Below are 20,286 nucleotides of genomic sequence, written 5' to 3' on the forward strand. Positions count from 1 at the left end.
CAACACCAAGAAGGACGAATGACCCATGGCTCGCAACGTATTCTTCTGCATCGATTCCCATGCTTGTGCCAACCCGGTACGTGTCGTCGCGGGTGGTGGCCCACTGCTGCCCAATGTGCCGATGGCCGAGAAACGCATGTTGTTCCTGGAAAAGCACGACTGGGTGCGGCATGCCCTGATGTTCGAACCGCGTGGGCATGACGCCATGTCCGGCTCCATCCTCTACCCCTCGACCCGTGACGACTGCGACGTGGGCGTACTGTTCATCGAAGTCAGCGGCTGCTTGCCGATGTGCGGTGCCGGCACCGTGGGCACGGTGACCGTGGCCATCGAGGAAGGGCTGGTGGTGCCACGTGAGGAGGGGCGGCTGGCGCTGGAGACGCCGGCTGGCCGCGTGGATATCGAATACAAGCGCAACGGTGCCTTTGTCGAAGAGGTGCGGCTGTTCAACGTCAACAGCTACCTGCATGCGCGCGACATCGTGCTGGAAGTGCCGCAGATCGGTACGTTGACCGTGGACCTGTCCTACGGCGGCAACTACTACATCATTGTCGAACCGCAAGAGAACTACCCAGGCCTGGACGGCCTCAAGGCTGACGACCTGGTGCGCATGAGCCACCTGGTGCGTGAGGCCGCGCAGAAGGTGCTGCACCCGGTGCACCCGGAGGATGAACGCATCCGCGGGGTGAAGCATGTGATGTGGTGCGACAAGCCCAAGGCCCCGGGGGCATCGGCGCGCAATGCCGTGTTCTACGGCGACAAGGCTATCGACCGCTCGCCGTGTGGTACCGGTTCGTCGGCACGGGTAGCACAGTTGGTGGCGCGTGGGCGGTTGCAGGTGGGCGAGACGTTTGTGCACGAAAGCATCACCGGCACCACGTTCAATTGCCGGGCCGAGGAACTGACGCGCGTGGGGGACTACCCGGCGGTGCGGCCGAGCGTGGCGGGGTGGGCGCGGGTGATCGGGTATAACACGATTATCGTCGATGACCGTGACCCGTTGGCGCATGGGTTCCAGATTGCCTGAGGGCATGGATTGACCGCGTCGGGCCGGGCGTGATTTGCTCGGCTCTACGGCCTCTTCGCGGGCAAGCCCGCTCCCACAGGTTTAGCGTCGCCTGTAGGCGCGGGTTGGCCTGCGAATGGCCCGACACGATCATTCAAAGGAAAATGAAGGTTCGCCCATGTCCGACTACACGCTGCATTGCTTCGCCGAATCCGGCAACGCCTACAAGGCCGCGCTCATGCTTGAGCTCACCGGCCAGGACTGGCAGCCGGTATTCGTCGACTTTTTCCATGGCCAGACCCGTGAGCAAACCTGGCGTGACGAGGTGAACGAGCAGGGCGAGGTGCCGGTGCTGGAGCATGCGGGCAAAACCTTCACCCAGTCTGCGTTGATCCTGGAATACCTTGCCGAACAGACCGGCCAGTTCGGCCCGCGTGATGATGATGAAAAGCGCGAAATCTGGCGCTGGATGCTGTTCGACAACCACAAGTTCACCAGCTATTACGCTGCGCTGCGCTTCCTGTTCTGCTTGAAGAACACCGGCGAAACGGACGTGACCCGGTTTTTGCGTGAGCGTGCCACGGCGGCCTACCGCATTGTCGATGCTCACCTGGCGAAGACGCCGTTCATGGTCGGTGGCCGTTTGACCATCGCCGACCTGTCGTTGGCGGGGTATGTGTTCATGCCGGAGGACACCGGTATTGCGTTGGCGGAGTTCATCCATATCGAGGCATGGAAGGCGCGGATAAAGGCGCTGCCCGGGTGGAAGCATCCTTATGACCTGATGCCGCGCACGGCATCCTGACCCATTCGCGGCTAAAGCCGCTCCCACAGGTACTGCGCGTGCCTTGAAGTAAGCACTGACCCTGTGGGAGCGGTTTTAGCCGCGAATAGGCCAGTGCAGGCACTGCAAGGCTCAGATCGACAACCGCACCACCCGGTTATCCAGTACCTGCTGTTCCTGCCCGCGCCGCTTGTTCACCACCAGCTCGCCAATGGCAATCAGCCGCGTGCGTGTGATGTTGCGCGACAACCCCAGCAACTGCGCGGTATGCACCTGGTTGTAGTGGCAGAACCGGTAGGCCGAGCGCAGCAGGGCATTTTCCACCTTCTCGTACAGGTCGCCCGGCTGCTCCTCGTACAGCCGGCTGAACGCCCGCTGCAACAAGTCGTCCACACCATTGCCCGCCGGTTCTTCCTCTGGTCGCTCGATGCGCAGGTTGGACAAGCGCAGGTCCTGCGCCTGCACCGTGCCGTCGCCGCAGGTGAGCAAGCTGTGGTGAATCACGTTCTCCAGTTCGCGGATATTGCCCGGCCAGCTGTACTCCACCAGTTTGGCCTGGGCCTTGGGGCTCAGCTCCACCGGCCCATAGCCCAGCCGGTCGCTGTAGCTGCGGATGAAGTGCCGGGCCAGCGGCAGGATATCGCCCGGGCGGTCACGCAGCGGGTGCAACTGCAACGTCACCACGTTCAGCCGGTAGTACAGGTCTTCACGGAAATGCCCGGCGTTGATGGCCTTTTCCAGCTGTACGTTGGTTGCCGCCAGTACCCGCACGTTGATCGGGATGCTCTTGCGCGAGCCCAGCCGCACCACTTCGCGCTCTTGCAGCACGCGCAGCAGCTTGACCTGGATCGGCAGGGGCAGGTCGCCGATTTCGTCGAGGAACAGCGTGCCGCCGTTGGCCTCCTCGAACCAGCCGGCCTTGGCCGCCAGGGCGCCGGTGAAGGCGCCTTTTTCATGGCCGAACAGCTCGGCTTCTACCAACGACTCGGAAAACGCCCCGCAGTTGACCGCCACGAACGGGCCGTTGCGCCGGCCGCTGAGGTTGTGGATGTGGCGTGCGACCAGCTCCTTGCCCGTGCCGGTTTCGCCAATGATCAGGACGCTGGCCTCGCTGGGGGCGACCTGTTGCAAGTGGGCGAGCAGCGCCTGCGACCTGGGGTCTTCGAAGACCTGTGCGGTCGCCCTGATCGAGGTAGCCAGTGTCGGTGACGGGGGGAGGGTCAGCAGTTGCATGGGCAATCCTCAGGAATAGAAGGATGGGGCAGGGCGCTTGTCGTTGAGGGCCCACTCGCCAAGTTCGTGGATGCGGTAGTCCACCGGGTCGTGCAGGGTTTGCGTGCGCAGGTTGCGCCAATGGCGGTCGAAGCGCAGCGAGGCATGGGTGGCGCGAGCGCCGGTGACCTCGAACAGGCGGTTGCAGATGTCCAGGCCGTGGCGGCTGGCGGCGACCTTGGCGGTGCCGATGGCCAGGGCCAGGTCGCCACGTTCCTCGGCGGTGAGGGCGTGTTCCTTGGCCCAGGCGGCATCCAGCTGACGCGCGGCACGTTCGATCAGCAGGCGCACGCTTTCCAGGCCGACCCAGAATTCGCCGTAATGGCGCAGCACGTAAGGGTCTTCGGCACTGCTGGCGGCGCTGGAGCGGAACCACGGCCGGCTTTCCTTCAGCGTGTACTGGCGGGCTTCGTCGAAGGCACCCTCGGCAATGCCGAGGAACAGGTTGGCGAAGTGCAACTGGGCAATCAGCGGGCGCAGCGCGGCAAACGGTGTGCTCAGAGGGCCCGGGTCGAGCAGCAGTTCATTGTGCTCTACCCGTACCCGTTCGAAGGTGGCGCTGCCACTGTCGGTCTGGCGTTGGCCGATGTTGTTCCAGTCGCGGTGCAGGCTGATGCCGGTGCGGCCACTGGGGATGGCGGCAATCAGCAGCTTGCCGCCGGCACGTTCGTCCACCGCCGAGGCGATGAGCATTTCCGAGTCGCTGGCGCCGGAGCAGAAGCTTTTCTTGCCCGAAAACTCGCACCAGCCGTCAAAGTGCTTGACCACGGTGCGGGTGTCCAGCGGGTTCAGGGCATTGCCCCAGAACCACTGTTTGCGGGCGGTCTGTTCGAACCACGGTTGCCACTGGTCCGGGCGCGAGAACAGGCGCACGGTGGCCAGCATCAGGTGGTGGAAGCCGAAGACATGGGCAATGGAACTGTCGACCCGGGCGAATTCGCGCACCACTGCGAAGGTGTCGTGCCAGTTGGCGCCCTGGCCGCCGAAGGCCTGCGGGATCACCAGCGACAGCAGACCGCTGTCACGCAGGGCATCACGCTCGGCTTTCGGCGTGCCGCCGCGTTCATCGCGCTCGACGGCGGTGTGGGCAAACTGCCCGGCCAGTTCACGGGCAATGGCCAGGGCCGGGCGCAGGGGGGTATTCACAGGTGCATTCATGGCCGCTCCTCAGGCGCTTTTACGCAGCGCGTGGTGGGCGCCGAACAGTGGCACGGCACGTTCTGCGGCCAGGCGGATACGGGCAGCGAGCGCATCGCTGGACACGCGGTAGTCGGCCAACTCTGCCTGGCTGGCGAACACGCCGATGGGCAGGGTCAGGGCTTGCAGGAAGCTGAACAGCGGGCGCAGTTGGTGGTCGAGGACCAGTGCATGGCGTTCGCTGCCACCGGTGGCGGCGAGCAATACCGGGGTGTCGACCAGCGCGTCCTGGCCGATCAGGTCGAACAGGTGCTTGAAGTGGCCGGTAAAGCTGCCGCGGTATACGGGGGTGGTGACCACCAGCAGGTCGGCCTTTTCCACCAGGCGCAGTTGCTGTTCGACGGTGTCGGGCAGTTCGCTGCGCCACAGGGCGCTACCCAGTGGGCGGGCGATGTCGCCCAGTTCGATCAGGTGCGGCTTGATGTGCAGGTGCTCGGCCAGTTCGGCGAGGATCGCTTCGGTCAGGGCCAGGGTGCGCGATGGGCGGGAGGTGCCGCCAGACAGGGCTACGACGTTCAGTGGGGTGCTCATGGGCAAGGTCTCCGGTTCGGGTGAGCGGGGGACTTTGCTTGAGCAATCGTCGTGCCGGGTTTTAATGTTCTTATAAATCAACAGGTTGGCAATTTGGCGAAGATTCGCTGCTGTTGCCGGTTGGGCGTTTTGTGTTGATTGGGTGTTGCGCTGCAAACAGTTGGCCAGGTGTTGGCGGCTGTGCAGTGGGGAGAGTTATAGAGGATTTATTCCCATGTAAAAAAGAATAAGAATTCATATTGTTATTCCATTTTATTGATGTGCAACCGTTTTGCCGGTGCCGACAATGCCCTGTACGAAGGTCACCAGTTGCTCCCTGGCAGTCATGACTGTTCCCCATTGGGCCTGGCCGCACAGCAAGCCCAGCACCGCGTGGGCAATCGAACGTGCACGCGGTGCCGTCAGGCCGCACTCGGCGGCGACGATGTCGCTGAGCAAGCCGCTGTATTCCGCTTTCAACTGTTCAACCTGCAACAGTTGGTCTTCGTTCAGGTTCATGGCCTCGCGTGTCAGCAACACCAGTTTGTCCGGGTTGGCCTGGCTATAAGTCACAAAGGCCTGCACAAAACAGGGTAGGCGTTCACTGGTGGCTCGGGCGCCTTTGAGGCATTGTCGGGTTTCATACAGCAGGTCGGTCAGGCTCGACTCGATCAGCTCGAACAGCAGCCCCTGTTTGCTCTCGATGTGGTGATACAGCGAGCCGGCGCGCAGGCCCAGGTGGTTGGCCAGGTCGCGCAACCCGATAGCCTGGTAGCCATGGCTGGCAAACAACGCACTGGCCGCATCCAGCAAGCGGTCCCGGGCATGCGGGGTGGGTACGGGCGAAAGGCTGGAGGCGGGCATGGAAGCACCTGTCGGCGAATTGATATTTGACCAAATGTAAGACAACAGGCATCTTACGTAAAGACTCAATCGCGGAGGTGTTTTGTGGATAATCAAACGGTGGTGATCGTAGGTGGTGCCTCGGGCCTGGGCCTGGAAACAGCCCGGCTGATGGTGAAGCGTGGCGCCGGCAAGATCGGCCTGATCGACCGTAACGAGCAATTGTTGGTACAAGCGGCAGAAGAACTGCGCGGGCAGGGCGTCGAGGTGGCGATCGCGGTGGGTGACATTGCCCGCAGGGATACCGCTCACGCAGCCTTCGCCCAGATCGTCGAAGGCCTGGGCCGGGTGCATTGCCTGGTCAACAGCGCGGCCATCTACCCGCGCCAGGACATCTTCGAGATCAGCGACGAAGAGTGGGACCTGGAAAACGCCGTCAACATCAAGGGCACTTACCACATGATGGTTGCTGCGGTGCGCCACATGCAGCAGTACGTGGCCGCCCCTGCGGTAACCGGGCGTATCGTGAACGTCACGTCGGTGGATGCATTCAAGGCCCACCCGCAAAACGCCCACTATGCAGCGACCAAGGCGGCGGTGGTCAGCCTGACCAAATCCTTCGCCCAGGCCTGCGCCAAGGACCAGATCCTGGTCAACTCGGTGGCACCGGCCGGTTTCGCCACCGAGCGCGCCAAGCAGCTTGGCTTCCTGGGCGAGCTGGCAGCGGCCAACCCACTGGGCCGCGCGGCAGAGCCTGCGGAAATTGCCGAGTGGATCGTGATGATGGGCAGCAGCCGCAACAGCTACGCCACGGGTGAAAACGTGATTGTCAGCGGGGGTTACATCTATGCCTGAAGTCGCATTCCCCGAGGGCTACCAGCGCGCGCTGGTGACCGGGGCTACCAGCGGTATCGGCAAGGCCATCGTGCTGGCGCTGCGCAATGCCGGCCTGCAGGTGGTTGCCGTGGGGCGCAGCCCCGAAGCCCTGGCCGAGCTTGCCAGTGAGCCGGGCGTGACCACCTTGCAGACGGATGTGCGTGACTACCGGTCGTTGAGCGCCGCGCTGGAAGGGCAGACGATTGATGTGCTGGTCAACAACGCGGGCATCCTTTCGACCCGTGCTGCGTTCCAGGACATCGACGAGGCCGAGATCGACAACATGCTCGACATCAACCTCAAGGCGCCGCTGCACCTGGCGCGGCAAGTATTGCCGGGCATGGTCGGGCGGGGCAGGGGGCACTTGTTTTTCATCGGCTCCAGTGCCGGCCGCGCGCCGCACCCTGGGGCTGCGGTGTATGGGGCTTCCAAGGCTGGTGTGAGCCTGTTCTGTGATGCATTGCGCTGTGACCTGCTGGGCAGCGGCGTGCGGGTAACCGAAATTGCCCCTGGTCGGGTGCAGACCCAGCTCTACAAGAGTGCGATGGGCATGCAGGCGGCGGGTAGCGAACTGTATGACGGCTATGAGTCCATCCAGCCCGAGGATATTGCCGAGCTGTTGCTGGCGGCCTTGAAGATGCCGCGGCAGGTGGATGTGTCGCGACTGGAAGTGTTCCCCACGGCGCAGGCGGTAGGTGGCGGGCGGATGGTCAAGACTGGCTAATCCAGGCTGACGCCGTATTTGTAGGAGCGGCCTTGTGTCGCGAACGGGCTGCACAGCAGCCCCGGCAATCTTTGCCGTACTGTAGGTAGCCGGGGGCCGCTGTGCGGCCCTTTCGCGACACAAGGCCGCTCCTACACAGGTTGTGACCACTTCAGATTTTCACAGAATCAGTGCTTGACCACATGTAAGACAACATATAACTTACATGAAGACCGTTTCCGTAGGTCGAAACAACTACAAAGCATTGCAGGGGATATGACGATGACTGCGACATCATGCCGGGTCGGCGTGGACATAGGCGGCACTTTCACCGATATCGCGCTGGACGTGGACGGCGTGCTGCACTCCACCAAAATCCTGACCGACTACGAGCTGCCTGAGCGGGCCATCCTCACCGGCGTACGCCAGGTGGTAGAGCAGGCCGGCCTGGCGCTTTCCGACATCGATCAGTTGATCCACGGCACCACCCTGGCCACCAACGCCCTGATCGAGCGCCGTGGCGCACGCACCGCCTTCATTACTACCGAGGGTTTCCGTGACACCCTCGAAATGCGCACCGAGAACCGTTTCGAGCAGTACGACATCAATATCGTCCTGCCTCCGCCGCTGATCGACCGAGAAAACCGCTTCACCCTGCGTGAGCGCCTGGACGTCAAAGGCCGTGTACTGATCGCCCCTGCGCAGGCCGAGATCGATGCCCTGGTCGAGCGCATCGCCGAAGGTAACTACGAGAGCGTCGCCATCGGCTTCATTCACAGCTACGTCAACGGTGCCCATGAGCGCCAGTTGCGTGATGCCCTGCAGGCACGCCTGCCAAACCTGTCGATCTCGATTTCCAGCGAAGTCTCGCCGCAGATGCGCGAGTTCGAGCGCTTCAACACCGTATGCGCCAACGCCTACGTCAAGCCGCTGATCAAGTCCTATCTGGACCGCCTGGTGGTGACCTTGAAGCAAGAAGGCGCCGATTGCCCGGTGTTCATGATCCACTCCGGCGGCGGCATCATCTCGGTGCAGAGCGCTGCCGAGTTCCCGGTGCGCCTGGTTGAGTCCGGCCCGGCCGGTGGCGCGATCTTCGCCGCCGACATCGCCCGCCGTTACCAGCTGGAAAACGTGCTGTCGTTCGACATGGGCGGCACCACGGCAAAAATCTGCCTGATCGAAGACCAGGTGCCGAAAACCGCGAAAACCTTCGAAGTGGCCCGTACCTACCGCTTCAAGAAGGGCAGCGGCATGCCGATTTCCATCCCGGTGGTGGAAATGGTCGAAATCGGCGCCGGTGGCGGTTCGATTGCCAGCATCGACAGCATGCGCCAGATTCGTGTCGGCCCGCACAGTGCCGCCTCCGAGCCAGGCCCTGCGTGCTACGGCCGTGGCGGCCTGGAGCCGACCATCACCGACGCCAACCTGCTGCTCGGCCGCCTCGATGCCGACAATTTCGCCGGTGGTGCGCTGCGCCTGTCCACGGAAAATGGTGCCAGCGCCATGGCCCGGGTCATTGGCCAGCCGCTAGGCATGCAAGCGGATACCGCCGCCTTCGGCGTATGCGAAGTGGTCGACGAGAACATGGCCAATGCCGGCCGCGTGCACGCAGTGGAAAGCGGCAAGGACATCGCCGACTACACCATGATCACCTTCGGGGGTGGTGGCCCGCTGCATGCTGCACGGCTGTGCGAAAAGATGGGGGTTTCGCGGTTCATCGTTCCGGCCGGTGCCGGTGTGGGTTCGGCCATCGGCTTCCTGCGTGCACCGTTTGGTTACGAAGCCGTGCGCAGCGCCTTTGTGCGCCTGTCGGAGTTCGATGCCGCGGCGGTGAACGCGCTGATCGAAGAGATGAAAGCAGAGTCGCTGGGCTTCCTGCGCCAGGGCATGCCTGAAGGTGAGCCAGAAATGGACTGCACCGCATTCATGCGTTATGTCGGCCAGGGTTGGGAAATCCCCGTGGCGCTGCCGTTCAAGGCCTTCACCGCTGCCGATACCGTGCAGTTCAAGGCATTGTTCGAAGAGGCCTACACCCGCTTCTTTGGCCGCCCGATCGAAGGCCCGGACATCGAGATCGTCAGCTGGTCGGTGCGCGCCAGTTCGCCGCTGCCGCCCGTGGAGCACATCGAAACTGTCGGCGCTGTGTACCGCTCGCAGGAAGTTGCCCGCCGCCAGGTGTTCGACGTGGCTGCCGGCGGTTTCGTCGACGCCGGTATCCATCCGCGCGAAGAGCTGCAGGTCGGTGCCCGTGTCGACGGCCCGGCGATCATCGTCGAGCGCGAAACCTCGACCTTCGTCACCTCCAACTTCACCGCCACGGTCCAGCCAGACGGCTGCCTGCTGGTTGTGCGCCGCTAACGCCTGAATTCGGAAGAGCTGAACATGAGCGATACGTTGATCGACATTCAAATGCAGGTGATGTGGAACCGCCTGGTCTCGGTGGTCGAAGAACAGGCCCTGACCCTGATCCGCACTGCCTTCTCCACCAGCGTGCGCGAGGCCGGCGACCTGTCGGCCGGCGTCTTCGACCGCGCCGGCAACATGCTGGCCCAAGCGGTCACCGGCACCCCGGGCCACGTCAACACCATGGCCGAGGCGGTGGTGCACTTCATCAAGGACATCGGCGAAGACAACATCTTCGAAGGTGACGTGTACGTGACCAACGACCCGTGGAAGGGTACCGGCCACTTGCACGACATCACCATCGTTTCGCCGTCTTTCTACAAGGGCAAGCTGATCGGCTACTTCGCCAGTACCGCCCACGTGGTCGACATCGGCGGCCGGGGCTTTGGCCCGGATGCCCGTGAGGTCTACGAAGAAGGCCTGTTCATCCCGATCATGAAGCTGTTCGAGCGTGGCAACGTCAACCGCGACCTGATCAACATCCTGCGCAACAACGTGCGTGAGAATGACCGGGTAGTGGGTGACTTCTATGCCCTGTCGGCCTGTAACGAAACCGGCCACAAGCGCCTGCTGGACATGCTTGAAGAGTTCCAGCTGGACGACCTGGAGCACATCGGCGGGTTCATCCTCGAACACAGCCGCCGTGCCACCCTGGAATGCTTCAAGTCGCTGCCGCACGGCACCTACAGCAACAGCATGACCCTCGACGGCTATGACGTGCCGGTTACCTTGGCGGTGACCATCACCGTTGGCCCGGATGGTATCCAGAGCGACTTCACCGGTACGTCGGGCATGAGCCAGTTCGGCATCAACGTGCCACTGGGTTACGCCAAGGCCTATGCCTGCTACGGCCTCAAGTGCATCGTTGCGCCAGAGATTCCGAACAACACTGCATCCTTGGCACCGTTCGAGGTGACTGCACCCGAAGGCTGCATCCTCAATGCCAAGCACCCGGCACCGGTGTCTGTGCGCCATGTGCTCGGTCACTTCGTGCCTGACCTGGTGCTCGGTGCGCTGCACAAGTGCCTGCCAGGCAAGGTGCCAGCCGAGGGCGCCAGCGCCCTGTGGAACCTGCACCTGAGCGTGCGCCCGCTGGAAAGCAACCCCAATGGCCGCAACGCCGAAATGCTGATGTTCAACAGCGGCGGCATGGGTGCGCGTTCGGCGATGGACGGCCTGAGCGCCACTGCGTTCCCGAGCGGTGTGCACACCATGCCGGTGGAAGCGACCGAGCACGCCGGCCCCGTGGTGGTCTGGCGCAAGGAGCTGCGTGAAGGTTCCGGTGGTGCCGGCCAGCTGCGCGGTGGCTTGGGCCAGGAAATCGAAGTGTCGGCCAGCGAAGGCTACAGCTTCCGCTTCAGCGCGATGTTCGACCGTATCCAGTACCCGGCCCGTGGCCTGGAAGGCGGCCAGCAGGGTGCCGAAGGCTTTGTCGGCCTGGACGACGGCAGCGTGCTGCGCGGCAAGGGCCAGCAGTTCGTGCCGGCGGAGCGCCGCCTGGTGCTGCGCCTGCCGGGTGGCGGTGGTTACGGCGACCCGCGTCAGCGTGACCGCCAGTTGGTCGAGCGCGACCTGCGCTACGGCTACATCAGCGCCGAGCAGGCGCGTGCCGACTACGGCTTCGAAGCCGCCAAGGAGCGTTGAGCGATGGACGTGCAAAGCAGCCGCGTCAAAGCGGTAAAAAGCTCGCCGAGCATGGCCGTGTCGGTGCTGGCCAAGCAAATGCTGGCCAAGGGTGAGCCAGTCATCAACCTGGCGCTGGGCGAGCCGGACTACAACGTTCCGGCCCACGTGATCGAGGCTGCGTACCAGGCCATGCTGGCGGGCAACAACCACTACACCGCGCCCAACGGCATGGAGAGCCTGCGCCAGGCGATCGTCGACAAGTTCGCCCGGGAAAACGACCTGGCCTATGGCTTGGACGAAATCTGCGTAGGCAACGGCGCCAAGCAACTGTTGTTCAACGCCTTCCTGGCCACCCTGGAAGAAGGTGATGAGGTCGTCACCCCGGCGCCGTACTGGGTGTCGTACACCGACATGGCGATGCTCAACGGCGGTGTGCCGGTGGTTATCCCGTGCGGTGCCGAGCAGGGTTTCAAGGTTGCCCCGGAGCAACTGGAGGCCGCCATCACCCCGCGTACGCGCTGGGTGATGCTGAACTCGCCGAACAACCCGAGCGGGGCGATCTTCACCCGTGAAGAGTTTGCAGCGCTGGGCAAGGTGCTGGAGCGCCACCCCAACGTGCTGGTGATCTCGGACGAGATCTACGAGCACATCGTGCTTGGCGACCAGCCGTTCGTGTCGTTCGTCACGGCGTGCCCGCAATTGCGCGAGCGCACGCTGCTGATCAACGGGGTGTCCAAGGCCTACGCCATGACCGGCTACCGCCTGGGTTACGCAGCAGGGCCTAAAGACCTGATCGTGGCCATGAACAAGACCCAGTCGCAGACCACCACTTGCCCGTCGAGCATCTCGCAGTTGGCGGCGGTGGCGGCACTGAACGGCCCGCAGGACTTCGTGCGCGATGCCAATCGTGAGTACCAGGCGCGTGGCGCGCTGGTGGTGGACGGCCTGGCGCAGATCCCGGGCCTGAAGCTGCAGATGCCGCAGGGTGCGTTCTACGCCTTCCCTGAGGTCAGTGCCTTCATTGGCAAGCGCACGCCAGACGGGCAGGTGATCAGCAATGACACCGAGCTGTCGGCCTACCTGTTGCGGGTGGGCAAGGTAGCCACCGTGCCAGGTTCGGCGTTCGGTGTGGAGCCTTACGTGCGCCTGTCCTTCGCCACTTCGCGTCAGGAACTGGAACAGGCACTGGGCCAGCTGCGCGAAGCCTTCGCAGCGCTGGTCTGATCAAACGAATTGAATAGAGGTAGACCATGAGCAAGCCATTCAAACGCCTGCTGATCACCGGCGCCGCCGGGCGCCTGGGCAGCGTGCTGCGCAAGCACCTGGCGCAGTTCGCCGACGAACTGCGCCTGACCGACATCGCCGACCTGGGCCACGCTGCGCCGCACGAAGAATTGATCCGTTGCGACCTGGGCAACTTCGCCGACGTACTGCCGCTGACCGAAGGCGTGGATGCCATCGTGCATGCCGGTGGCGTGCCGGTTGAAGACACCTTCGAGAAGATCCTCAACGGCAACATCGTCGGCACCTACAACATCTACGAAGCGGCCCGCCGCAACGGTGTGAAGCGGGTGGTGTACACCAGCTCCAACCACGCCATCGGCTTTTACGACCGCACCGAAACCATCGATGCCACCGCTGCGCATCGGCCAGACAGCCTGTACGGCGTCAGCAAGTGCTTTGCCGAGGACCTGGGCCGTTACTACTGGGACAAGTTCGCCATCGAGTCGGTGAACCTGCGCATCGGTTCGTCGTTCCCCGAGCCGCTGGACCGCCGCATGCTCGCCACCTGGCTGTCGTTCGACGACTTCGCCCAGCTTACCGAACGCTCGTTGCTGGCGCCTCGCGTCGGCCACATGGTGGTGTATGGCATGTCCGATAACCGCGAAAGCCTGTGGGACAACCGCCTGGCTTCGTCGATTGGCTATGTGCCCAAGGACAGTGCCGACGACTACCGCGAGAAAGTGCTGGCCGAACATCCGCCGCTTGACCCGAATGAGCCGGCGGCCCGCTACCACGGCGGCAACTTCGCCGGCGCCGGCCACTTCGAAGACCCGAAATGACCTGTACCGGCCCTATCGCCGGCAAGCCAGCTCCCACAGGTACGGCGCGGAGCCTGAGCTGTGTGCAATACCTGTGGGAGCTGGCTTGCCGGCGATGAGGCCGGTGCAGGCAGATCTGCATTTTGTGATCAGCGCAACATCAGAAGAGAGCTAACTCCATGGCTTCCACCGCAAAACAACAGAACTACGATGTGGTGATCGTCGGCGGCGCCGTCAATGGCAGCGCCACCGCCTACTTCCTGGCCAACAACCCGGACTTCAAAGGCTCGCTGTTGGTCATCGAGCGCGACTGGACCTACAACAAGTCGGCCACCGCGCTTTCAAGCAGCTCGATCCGCCAGCAGTTCTCCAACCCGATCAACATCGAAATCTCGAAGTTCGGCGCCGAATTCGTGCGCAACTTCCCCGACCTCATGGAAGTGGAAGGTGACCGCCCGGACCTGGCCTTCCACGAGAACGGCTACCTGTTCCTGGGCGACAACAAGGGTTACGAAGTGCTGCGCCGCCTGCACGACACCCAGGTGTCGCATGGCGCCGATGTGCACCTGCTGGACCCCGAGCAGCTCAAGCGCAAGTTCCCTTGGGTGAACATCGACACGTTGGCTGGCGCCAGCTACGGCCAGACCGGCGAAGGCTGGTTCGACAGCCTCGGCATGCTCAACGGCTTCCGCCGCAAGGCGCGTTCGATGGGCGTCGAGTACATCGAAAACGAAGTGGTCGCCATCCAGCGTGAAGGCGACCGCATCACTGGCGTGCAACTGGCCAGTGGCGAACGCATCGGCTGCGGCATGCTGGTGAACTGCGCCGGCACCCGTGGCACCAAGGTCGCGCGCATGGCTGGCCTGGATATCCCGGTCGAGCCGCGCCGCCGTTCGCTGTTCGTGTTCGACTGCCGTACCCCGCTGGAAGGCACCGTGCCGCTGACCATCGACCCGACCGGCGTGTTCTTCCGCCCTGAGGGCAAGTTCTACCTGGGTGGCACCTATCCCAAGCATGACCCGGAAGTGGACTTCGAGGACTTCGACGTGATGCACGACGAGTTCGACGAAGAAGTCTGGCCGATCCTGGCCGAGCGCGTACCGGCGTTCGAAGGCATCAAGGTGGTCAACTTCTGGGCCGGGCATTACGACTTCTGCGTGCTGGACCACAACGCCATCGTCGGCCCGCACAACGAAGTCGGCAACTTCCTGTTCTGCAACGGCTTCAGTGGCCATGGCCTGCAGCAGGCGCCGGCCATCGGCCGTGGCCTGTCCGAGCTGATCACCTACGGTGGCTACCGTTCGCTGGACCTGGGTGCGCTGTCCTATCAGCGAGTCATCGACAACAAGCCGTTCCTGGAAGACTCGGTCATCTGACCGCGCGCCTGAAGGAGAATAACAATGAGCAACAACACAGCGGTACGCAGCGGCGGGCAGGTCCTGGTCGATGCTTTGCGGGTCAACGGTGTAGAGCGTGCCTTCTGCGTGCCGGGCGAAAGCTACCTGGCGGTGCTCGATGCGCTGCACGACGTGCAGGATGAGATCGACCTGATCGTCTGCCGCCAGGAAGGTGGTGCAGCCTACATGGCCGAGGCCTACGGCAAGCTGACCGGCAAGCCGGGTATCTGCATGGTCACCCGCGGCCCGGGTGCGACCAACGCCTCGGTGGGCGTGCACACGGCGTTCCAGGACTCCACGCCGATGATCCTGTTCATCGGCCAGGTGGCCCGCGACCAGATCGAGCGCGAAGCCTTCCAGGAGGTGGACTACCGCCGCATGTTCGGCCAGATGGCCAAATGGGTGGTGCAGATCGACGATGCCGCGCGCATTCCAGAGCTGGTCAACCAGGCCTTCCAGCGTGCCATCAGTGGCCGCCCGGGCCCGGTGGTGGTGGCGCTGCCTGAAGACATGCTGACCGACCTGGTGCAGGTACCTGATGCCCGCCCGGCCAAGCGCGTCGAGGCGGCCCCGGCGCCCGAAGCCCTGGGCGAGCTGCAGCAATTGCTGGCCAAGGCCGAGCGGCCGCTGGTGGTTGCCGGTGGTGGCGGCTGGACGGCCGAGGCCGTGGCCGACCTGAAGGCGTTCGTGCACACCCAGAACCTGCCGCTGGCCGCCTCGTTCCGCTGCCAGGACCTGTTCGACAACACCGACCCGCACTACGCCGGCGACCTGGGCCTGGCGGCTGGCCCGGTACTGGTGGAGGCAGTGAAGCAGTCCGACCTGCTGATCGTGGTTGGTGCACGCCTTGGCGAGATGACCACCGGTGGTTACGCCCTGGTCGACATCCCGACGCCGAAGCAGGCGCTGGTGCATGTGCATGCCAGTGCCGAAGAAATCGGCCGGGTCTATCAGCCGACCCTGGGCATCAACGCAGGCCCTGGTAGCTTCCTGCGCCAGGCCAACATCCTCGGCCCGGTGCGCCCGCAGGCTTTCGAGGACTGGACTGCCAGCCTGAACAGCGGCTACCGCGGCAACTTCGACACCCCGCGCTCGCCGGGTGGTGTGCAGATGAGCGAAGTGATCGCCTGGCTGAACAGCAACCTGCCGGCCGACAGTATCCTCACCTGCGGTGCGGGCAACTACACCGGTTGGGTACACCGTGGCTACCAGCACCGCGTGTTCCGCACGCTGCTTGGGCCTACCAACGGCTCGATGGGGTATGGCGTGCCGGCGGCAGTGGCAGCCAAGCTCACCTACCCGCAGCGAACCGTACTGGCCTTTGCGGGTGATGGTTGCTTCCTGATGAATGGCCAGGAATTGGCTACTGCCGCGCACTACGATGCGCGGGTCATCACCATCGTGGTCAACAACGGTATGTACGGCACCATCCGTATGCACCAGGAGAAGACCTACCCAGGCCGTGTTTCGGGTACCGAACTGCACAACCCGGACTTCGCTGCCCTGGCGCGGGCCTACGGGTTGCATGGTGAAACGGTGACCCGTACCGAAGATTTCGTCGCCGCCTTCGAACGCTGCCAGACGTCCGGCAAGCCGGCGCTGATCGAAATCCAGGTTGACCCCGAGGCCCTGACCCCACGCATGACCCTCAGCCAGATCCGCGACAAGGCCCTGCAGGCCAAGCGCTGATTTCACCTCAGGTGGGGCGCGGTCTGGCCCCACCTTTTTTACTGTCTTCGAACGAGCCAATCGACATGAATCTTGCCGATCACGATCTGCTGCGTGAAGTTTGCTACATCGACGGAAAATGGCAGCCGGCCGACAGTGGTCAGCGCATTGCCGTGACCAACCCGGCCACGGGCGTTGTGCTGGGCCACGTGCCACGCATGGGCGCTGAAGAAACCCGCCGCGCCATCGCCGCTGCCGAGCGTGCCTTGCCGGCCTGGCGTGCGCTGACGGCCAAGGAACGCGCTGCAAGGTTGCAGGCCTGGTTCCGCGAAATCCTTGCCCACCAGGAAGACCTGGCGCGCATCATGACCGCCGAGCAGGGCAAGCCGCTGGCCGAGTCCCGCGGTGAAATCGCCTTTGCTGCTGCCTACGTGGAGTTCTATGCCGAGGAGGGCAAGCGTATCTACGGCGATGTGATTCCATCGCCCAATGCCGACCGCCGGCTGATCGTCACCAAAGAGCCGATAGGCGTGTGTGCGGCGATCACGCCGTGGAACTTCCCGGCGGCGATGATTACCCGCAAGGCTGCGCCGGCACTGGCCGCTGGCTGCACGCTGGTACTCAAACCGGCATCGCAAACGCCGTTCAGCGCCCTGGCTTTGTGTGTGCTGGCTGAGCGCGCTGGCATTCCGCCGGGCGTGCTCAGCGTGGTCACCGGCGATTCTGCGGCCATTGGTGGCGAACTGACCGCCAGCCCGGTGGTGCGCAAGCTGTCGTTCACGGGCTCCACGCCTATCGGCATCCAGCTGCTGCAGCAATCGGCGGCGACGGTGAAGAAGGTCACCATGGAGCTGGGTGGCAATGCCCCGTTTATCGTGTTCGACGATGCCGACCTGGAAAAGGCCGTGGAAGGCGCGCTGATCGCCAAGTTCCGCAACAGCGGGCAGACCTGTGTATGTGCCAACCGTTTCTATATCCAGGACGGTATCTACGAGCGCTTTGTGGCGCGGTTTGCCGAGCGTGTCGGTGAACTGGTGGTAGGGCAGGGCGATGCTGCGGGGACGCAGGTAGGGCCGATGATCGACGGGCGTGCGGCCAGTGGTGTGGAGCAGCTGGTGGGTGAGGCGGTCGAGGCGGGTGCGCGGATAGTGACGGGTGGGCGTCGGCATGCGCTGGGTGAGGCGTTCTTCGAGCCCACCTTGCTGGCCGATGTTACCCCGGGCATGCGCGTGGCCCGTGAGGAAATCTTCGGGCCGGTGGCGCCGATCTTCCGCTTTAGCACCGAACAGGAAGTGATCGCCCAGGCCAACGATACCGAGTTCGGCCTGGCCTGCTATGCGTATACCCAGGATGTCGGGCGCGTGTGGCGGGTGTCCGAGGCGCTGGAGTACGGGATGGTGGGTATCAACGTCGGGGTGGTTGCTACCGAGGTTGCGCCGTTTGGTGGCGTGAAGGCATCCGGGCTGGGCAGGGAAGGGTCGCGTTACGGGATCGAGGATTACCTGGAGATCAAGTACGTGTGCGTGGGGCTTTGATGTTCATCTGAACCACTGATGTTGGCTCGGCAGGCCTCTTCGCGGGCGCGCCCGCTCCCACAGGGTATGCATGACACCTGTGGGAGCGGGCGTGCCCGCGAAGGGGCCAGTGCAGGCATAACGATCAGGCCTTGCTGTCGAGCAACCGCTGGTAACGCGACAGGCTTTCTTCCAGGTGCTTGCGCAGCGCCGTGCGTGCACTGTTCACATCACCCATGCTGATCGCCGACAGGATCGCCCCGTGCTCACGGCCGATCTTCTTGATGTGCGCCTGGCGGTTCTTGCCGGTCACCTGGCCATGCTTGAGGTTGAGGTCGAGGATGATGTCCGGCCCCAGTGCTTCCAGCAGTTGGGTGAAGTGCGGGTTGTTGGTGGCGCGGGCAATGGCCAGGTGGAACTCGAAGTCGGCCTTGGCTTCTTCCTCTTGCGAAGCGCCGTCCAGCGAGTTGAACCGGTCGAACGCCTCGGTGATCGCCGCCATGCTGGCCGGGCTGCGCCGCTCGGCGGCGCGCGCCACCGACTCGGCCTCGATACCCAGGCGCAGCTCCAGGATCTGCGCAGCGGCGCGCACGTCATCCACCACGCTGTCGATGGCAAAGCCGATGCGTTTGACGTCTTGCTCGACCACGAATACACCCACGCCCTGGCGGGCGATCAGGCGCCCGCCCAGGCGCAGCGAGGCAACGGCCTCGCGGATGACGGGGCGGCTGACGTTGAATTCCTTGCACAGCTCTTGTTCGGACGGCAGCTTGTCGCCCGGGCCGTAGGTGCCGTTGTCGATGCGGCTGGAAAGCTCCTGGATCACGGTTTCCGCCAGGTTGGCGCGACGCGTGCCTAACGACGCATTCATAGAAAAGTTGCTCCTGAAACTGATTGGCTCATCACGGTTGATTCTCCGGCAGGTTGCGCGCAGCCCTCGTGCCCCTTGCGGCGGGATCCGTAGCCAACCAGCGGTGATGTTGTCGGCATATGTTATCAAACATCTGACCTGTGGGAGCGGGCTTGCCCACGAACGGGCCTCCACGCGTGCTTACAGAAAATTTAACAACGCCTTCAGCATACACCCATTGACAGTTGCCTGCTGACTGTTATCTTACAAGTGCGATGGCGTTCCGGCCAATTCGCATGCGGTAAGCGATGTCGAGGTTCGTCCAATTACTACTGGGAGCTGAGCATGAATAACAATAAGGGAGGGCGTGCAGCCCTCGCGACCGCGGTAGGTTTGCTGATAGCCATGGGGGCGGCGCACGCAGCGGACAGTGAAATTGTCAGGATCGGCTTTGCCGGGCCCCTGACCGGCCCATCGGCACACCAGGGACAGGACGTCGAGCATGGCATTCAGATTGCCGTCGAAGAGGCTAACCAGCAGCAACTGAAAATCGGTGACAAGGTGGCCCAGTTCAAGCTGGTGTCCGAGGACGATGTCGCCGACCCGCGCACCGGCACTGCGGTTGCGCAACGGCTGGTGGACTCGAAAGTGGCGGTGGTGATCGGCCATTACAACTCCGGTACCAGCATCCCCGCCTCGAAGATCTACGCCGCCGCCGGCATCCCGCAGATCTCGCCATCGGCCACTAACCCGACGCTGACTCGCCAGGGCATCACTTCGGTGTTCCGTACCGTCAACGACGATGCCACCCTTGGCCGCTATGCCGGCAACTACCTGGTCAGCCAGCTCAAGGCCCAGCGCATTGCCATCTTCGACGACCGTACCGCTTACGGCCAGGGCCTGGCCGATGAAGTGACCAAGGCGGTCAAGGCGGCAGGCGGCAACGTCGTGGTGCGCGAATACACCAACGACAAGTCCACCGACTTCAACGCCATCCTCACCACTGCCAAGGCGCAAAAGGCCGACGCGGTGTTCTTCGCTGCGCTCGACTACCAGGCCGCGCCAATGGCCAAGCAGATGAAGAACCTGGGCCTCAAGGCGCGCTTCATGAACATCGGCAACCTGCCCAACGACTCGTTCAAGCAAATGGCCGGCAGTGCCGCCGAAGGCACCTACGCCTGGAACTACGGCACGCCGTTGCAGGACATGCCCAAGGGCGCTGCGTTCGAGCAGAAGCTCAAGGACAAGTTCGGCGTAGGCGTGGTGCAGTCTTCACCGGCTGCCTATGACGCCACCTGGGCGGCGATCAACGCCATGGTCAAGGCCGGCTCCGACGACCCCAAAGTCTACCTGCCGGTGCTCAAGGGCCAGAGCTACGACGGTGTTACCGGCACCATTGCCTTTGATGACCAGGGCAACCTGAAAAACCCGGCGGCGACCGTGTTCCAGTTTGCCGACGGTGGCTGGAAAACCCTGTCGGTCGAGCGCGACTGAGTTCTACCCATAACAAGCGGGCGCAAGCCCGCAACATAACAAGAAGACTTTTCCCACCTGCCAGGCCTGTCGGTCGCGTGGCGCTGCAACGCCGCGCGTCG

17 protein-coding genes are annotated in these 20,286 nt (G+C 63.5%); 12 read left to right on the top strand and 5 right to left on the bottom strand.

What is annotated here, in order from left to right; all coding sequences use genetic code 11:
- The first annotated feature begins 25 nt into the window (after positions 1–25).
- Together ACQKPZ_RS04405 and ACQKPZ_RS04410 are read left to right on the top strand one after the other, a co-directional pair.
- On the top strand, positions 26–1,027 hold the full coding sequence (locus ACQKPZ_RS04405; RefSeq protein ID WP_427535780.1) for a 4-hydroxyproline epimerase: 1,002 nt from the start codon (positions 26–28) through the stop codon (positions 1,025–1,027).
- A gap of 157 nt (positions 1,028–1,184) precedes the next feature.
- On the top strand, positions 1,185–1,811 hold the full coding sequence (locus tag ACQKPZ_RS04410) for a glutathione S-transferase family protein (protein ID WP_427535781.1): 627 nt from the start codon (positions 1,185–1,187) through the stop codon (positions 1,809–1,811).
- Positions 1,812–1,922: 111 nt separating this feature from the next.
- Here ACQKPZ_RS04410 and sfnR read toward each other — a convergent pair whose 3' ends face one another.
- From sfnR to ACQKPZ_RS04430, 4 genes are all read right to left on the bottom strand, one after another.
- Positions 1,923–3,023 (bottom strand): sigma54-dependent transcriptional activator SfnR, encoded by a 1,101-nt coding sequence (gene sfnR / locus ACQKPZ_RS04415; RefSeq protein WP_427535783.1) that lies wholly within the window; start codon positions 3,021–3,023, stop codon positions 1,923–1,925.
- Between the two features lie 9 nt (positions 3,024–3,032).
- Complete coding sequence (locus tag ACQKPZ_RS04420; protein WP_427535785.1) at positions 3,033–4,220, bottom strand: acyl-CoA dehydrogenase family protein; 1,188 nt, start codon at positions 4,218–4,220, stop codon at positions 3,033–3,035.
- Positions 4,221–4,229: 9 nt separating this feature from the next.
- Positions 4,230–4,790: an FMN reductase gene (gene msuE / locus ACQKPZ_RS04425; RefSeq protein ID WP_016711107.1), complete on the bottom strand. Its 561-nt coding sequence runs from the start codon at positions 4,788–4,790 to the stop codon at positions 4,230–4,232.
- A gap of 252 nt (positions 4,791–5,042) precedes the next feature.
- Positions 5,043–5,633 carry a TetR/AcrR family transcriptional regulator gene (locus ACQKPZ_RS04430; RefSeq protein WP_427535786.1) on the bottom strand — a complete coding sequence of 197 codons (591 nt, stop codon included), beginning with the start codon at positions 5,631–5,633 and terminating at the stop codon, positions 5,043–5,045.
- A gap of 84 nt (positions 5,634–5,717) precedes the next feature.
- Here ACQKPZ_RS04430 and ACQKPZ_RS04435 point away from each other — a divergent pair, with 84 nt between their 5' ends.
- From ACQKPZ_RS04435 to ACQKPZ_RS04475, 9 genes are all read left to right on the top strand, one after another.
- On the top strand, positions 5,718–6,467 hold the full coding sequence (locus ACQKPZ_RS04435) for an SDR family NAD(P)-dependent oxidoreductase (RefSeq protein WP_427535788.1): 750 nt from the start codon (positions 5,718–5,720) through the stop codon (positions 6,465–6,467).
- Positions 6,460–7,212, top strand: coding sequence for an SDR family oxidoreductase (locus ACQKPZ_RS04440; protein ID WP_427535790.1), 753 nt, complete (start codon positions 6,460–6,462; stop codon positions 7,210–7,212). The genes ACQKPZ_RS04435 and ACQKPZ_RS04440 overlap by 8 nt, the downstream gene beginning before the upstream one ends.
- 261 nt (positions 7,213–7,473) lie before the next feature.
- On the top strand, positions 7,474–9,549 hold the full coding sequence (locus tag ACQKPZ_RS04445; RefSeq protein ID WP_427535792.1) for a hydantoinase/oxoprolinase family protein: 2,076 nt from the start codon (positions 7,474–7,476) through the stop codon (positions 9,547–9,549).
- 24 nt (positions 9,550–9,573) lie between these two features.
- The gene (locus ACQKPZ_RS04450; protein WP_427535794.1) at positions 9,574–11,238 is read left to right on the top strand and encodes a hydantoinase B/oxoprolinase family protein; all 1,665 of its coding nucleotides are present in this window, start codon (positions 9,574–9,576) and stop codon (positions 11,236–11,238) included.
- 3 nt (positions 11,239–11,241) lie between these two features.
- Positions 11,242–12,444: a pyridoxal phosphate-dependent aminotransferase gene (locus ACQKPZ_RS04455; RefSeq protein ID WP_427535795.1), complete on the top strand. Its 1,203-nt coding sequence runs from the start codon at positions 11,242–11,244 to the stop codon at positions 12,442–12,444.
- 26 nt (positions 12,445–12,470) lie between these two features.
- On the top strand, positions 12,471–13,283 hold the full coding sequence (locus tag ACQKPZ_RS04460; protein WP_427535796.1) for an NAD-dependent epimerase/dehydratase family protein: 813 nt from the start codon (positions 12,471–12,473) through the stop codon (positions 13,281–13,283).
- Positions 13,284–13,441: 158 nt separating this feature from the next.
- Entirely contained in the window at positions 13,442–14,638 is a 1,197-nt protein-coding gene (locus ACQKPZ_RS04465; protein ID WP_427535797.1) for an NAD(P)/FAD-dependent oxidoreductase, read from the top strand.
- A 24-nt stretch (positions 14,639–14,662) separates the two neighbouring features.
- A complete protein-coding gene (locus ACQKPZ_RS04470) occupies positions 14,663–16,348 on the top strand; it encodes a thiamine pyrophosphate-binding protein (protein ID WP_427535798.1) in 1,686 nt (561 codons plus the stop codon).
- Positions 16,349–16,413: 65 nt separating this feature from the next.
- A complete protein-coding gene (locus ACQKPZ_RS04475; protein WP_427535799.1) occupies positions 16,414–17,862 on the top strand; it encodes an NAD-dependent succinate-semialdehyde dehydrogenase in 1,449 nt (482 codons plus the stop codon).
- Between the two features lie 124 nt (positions 17,863–17,986).
- Here ACQKPZ_RS04475 and ACQKPZ_RS04480 read toward each other — a convergent pair whose 3' ends face one another.
- Positions 17,987–18,712 carry a FadR/GntR family transcriptional regulator gene (locus ACQKPZ_RS04480; protein ID WP_391129847.1) on the bottom strand — a complete coding sequence of 242 codons (726 nt, stop codon included), beginning with the start codon at positions 18,710–18,712 and terminating at the stop codon, positions 17,987–17,989.
- 324 nt (positions 18,713–19,036) lie between these two features.
- On the opposite strand from ACQKPZ_RS04480, the gene ACQKPZ_RS04485 reads away from it, so the two are divergent.
- Positions 19,037–20,185: a branched-chain amino acid ABC transporter substrate-binding protein gene (locus tag ACQKPZ_RS04485; RefSeq protein ID WP_391129844.1), complete on the top strand. Its 1,149-nt coding sequence runs from the start codon at positions 19,037–19,039 to the stop codon at positions 20,183–20,185.
- Positions 20,186–20,286 lie beyond the last annotated feature (101 nt).

Origin of the sequence: Pseudomonas sp. NPDC089547 (assembly GCF_050280665.1) — a bacterium.
Taxonomy (GTDB): domain Bacteria; phylum Pseudomonadota; class Gammaproteobacteria; order Pseudomonadales; family Pseudomonadaceae; genus Aquipseudomonas.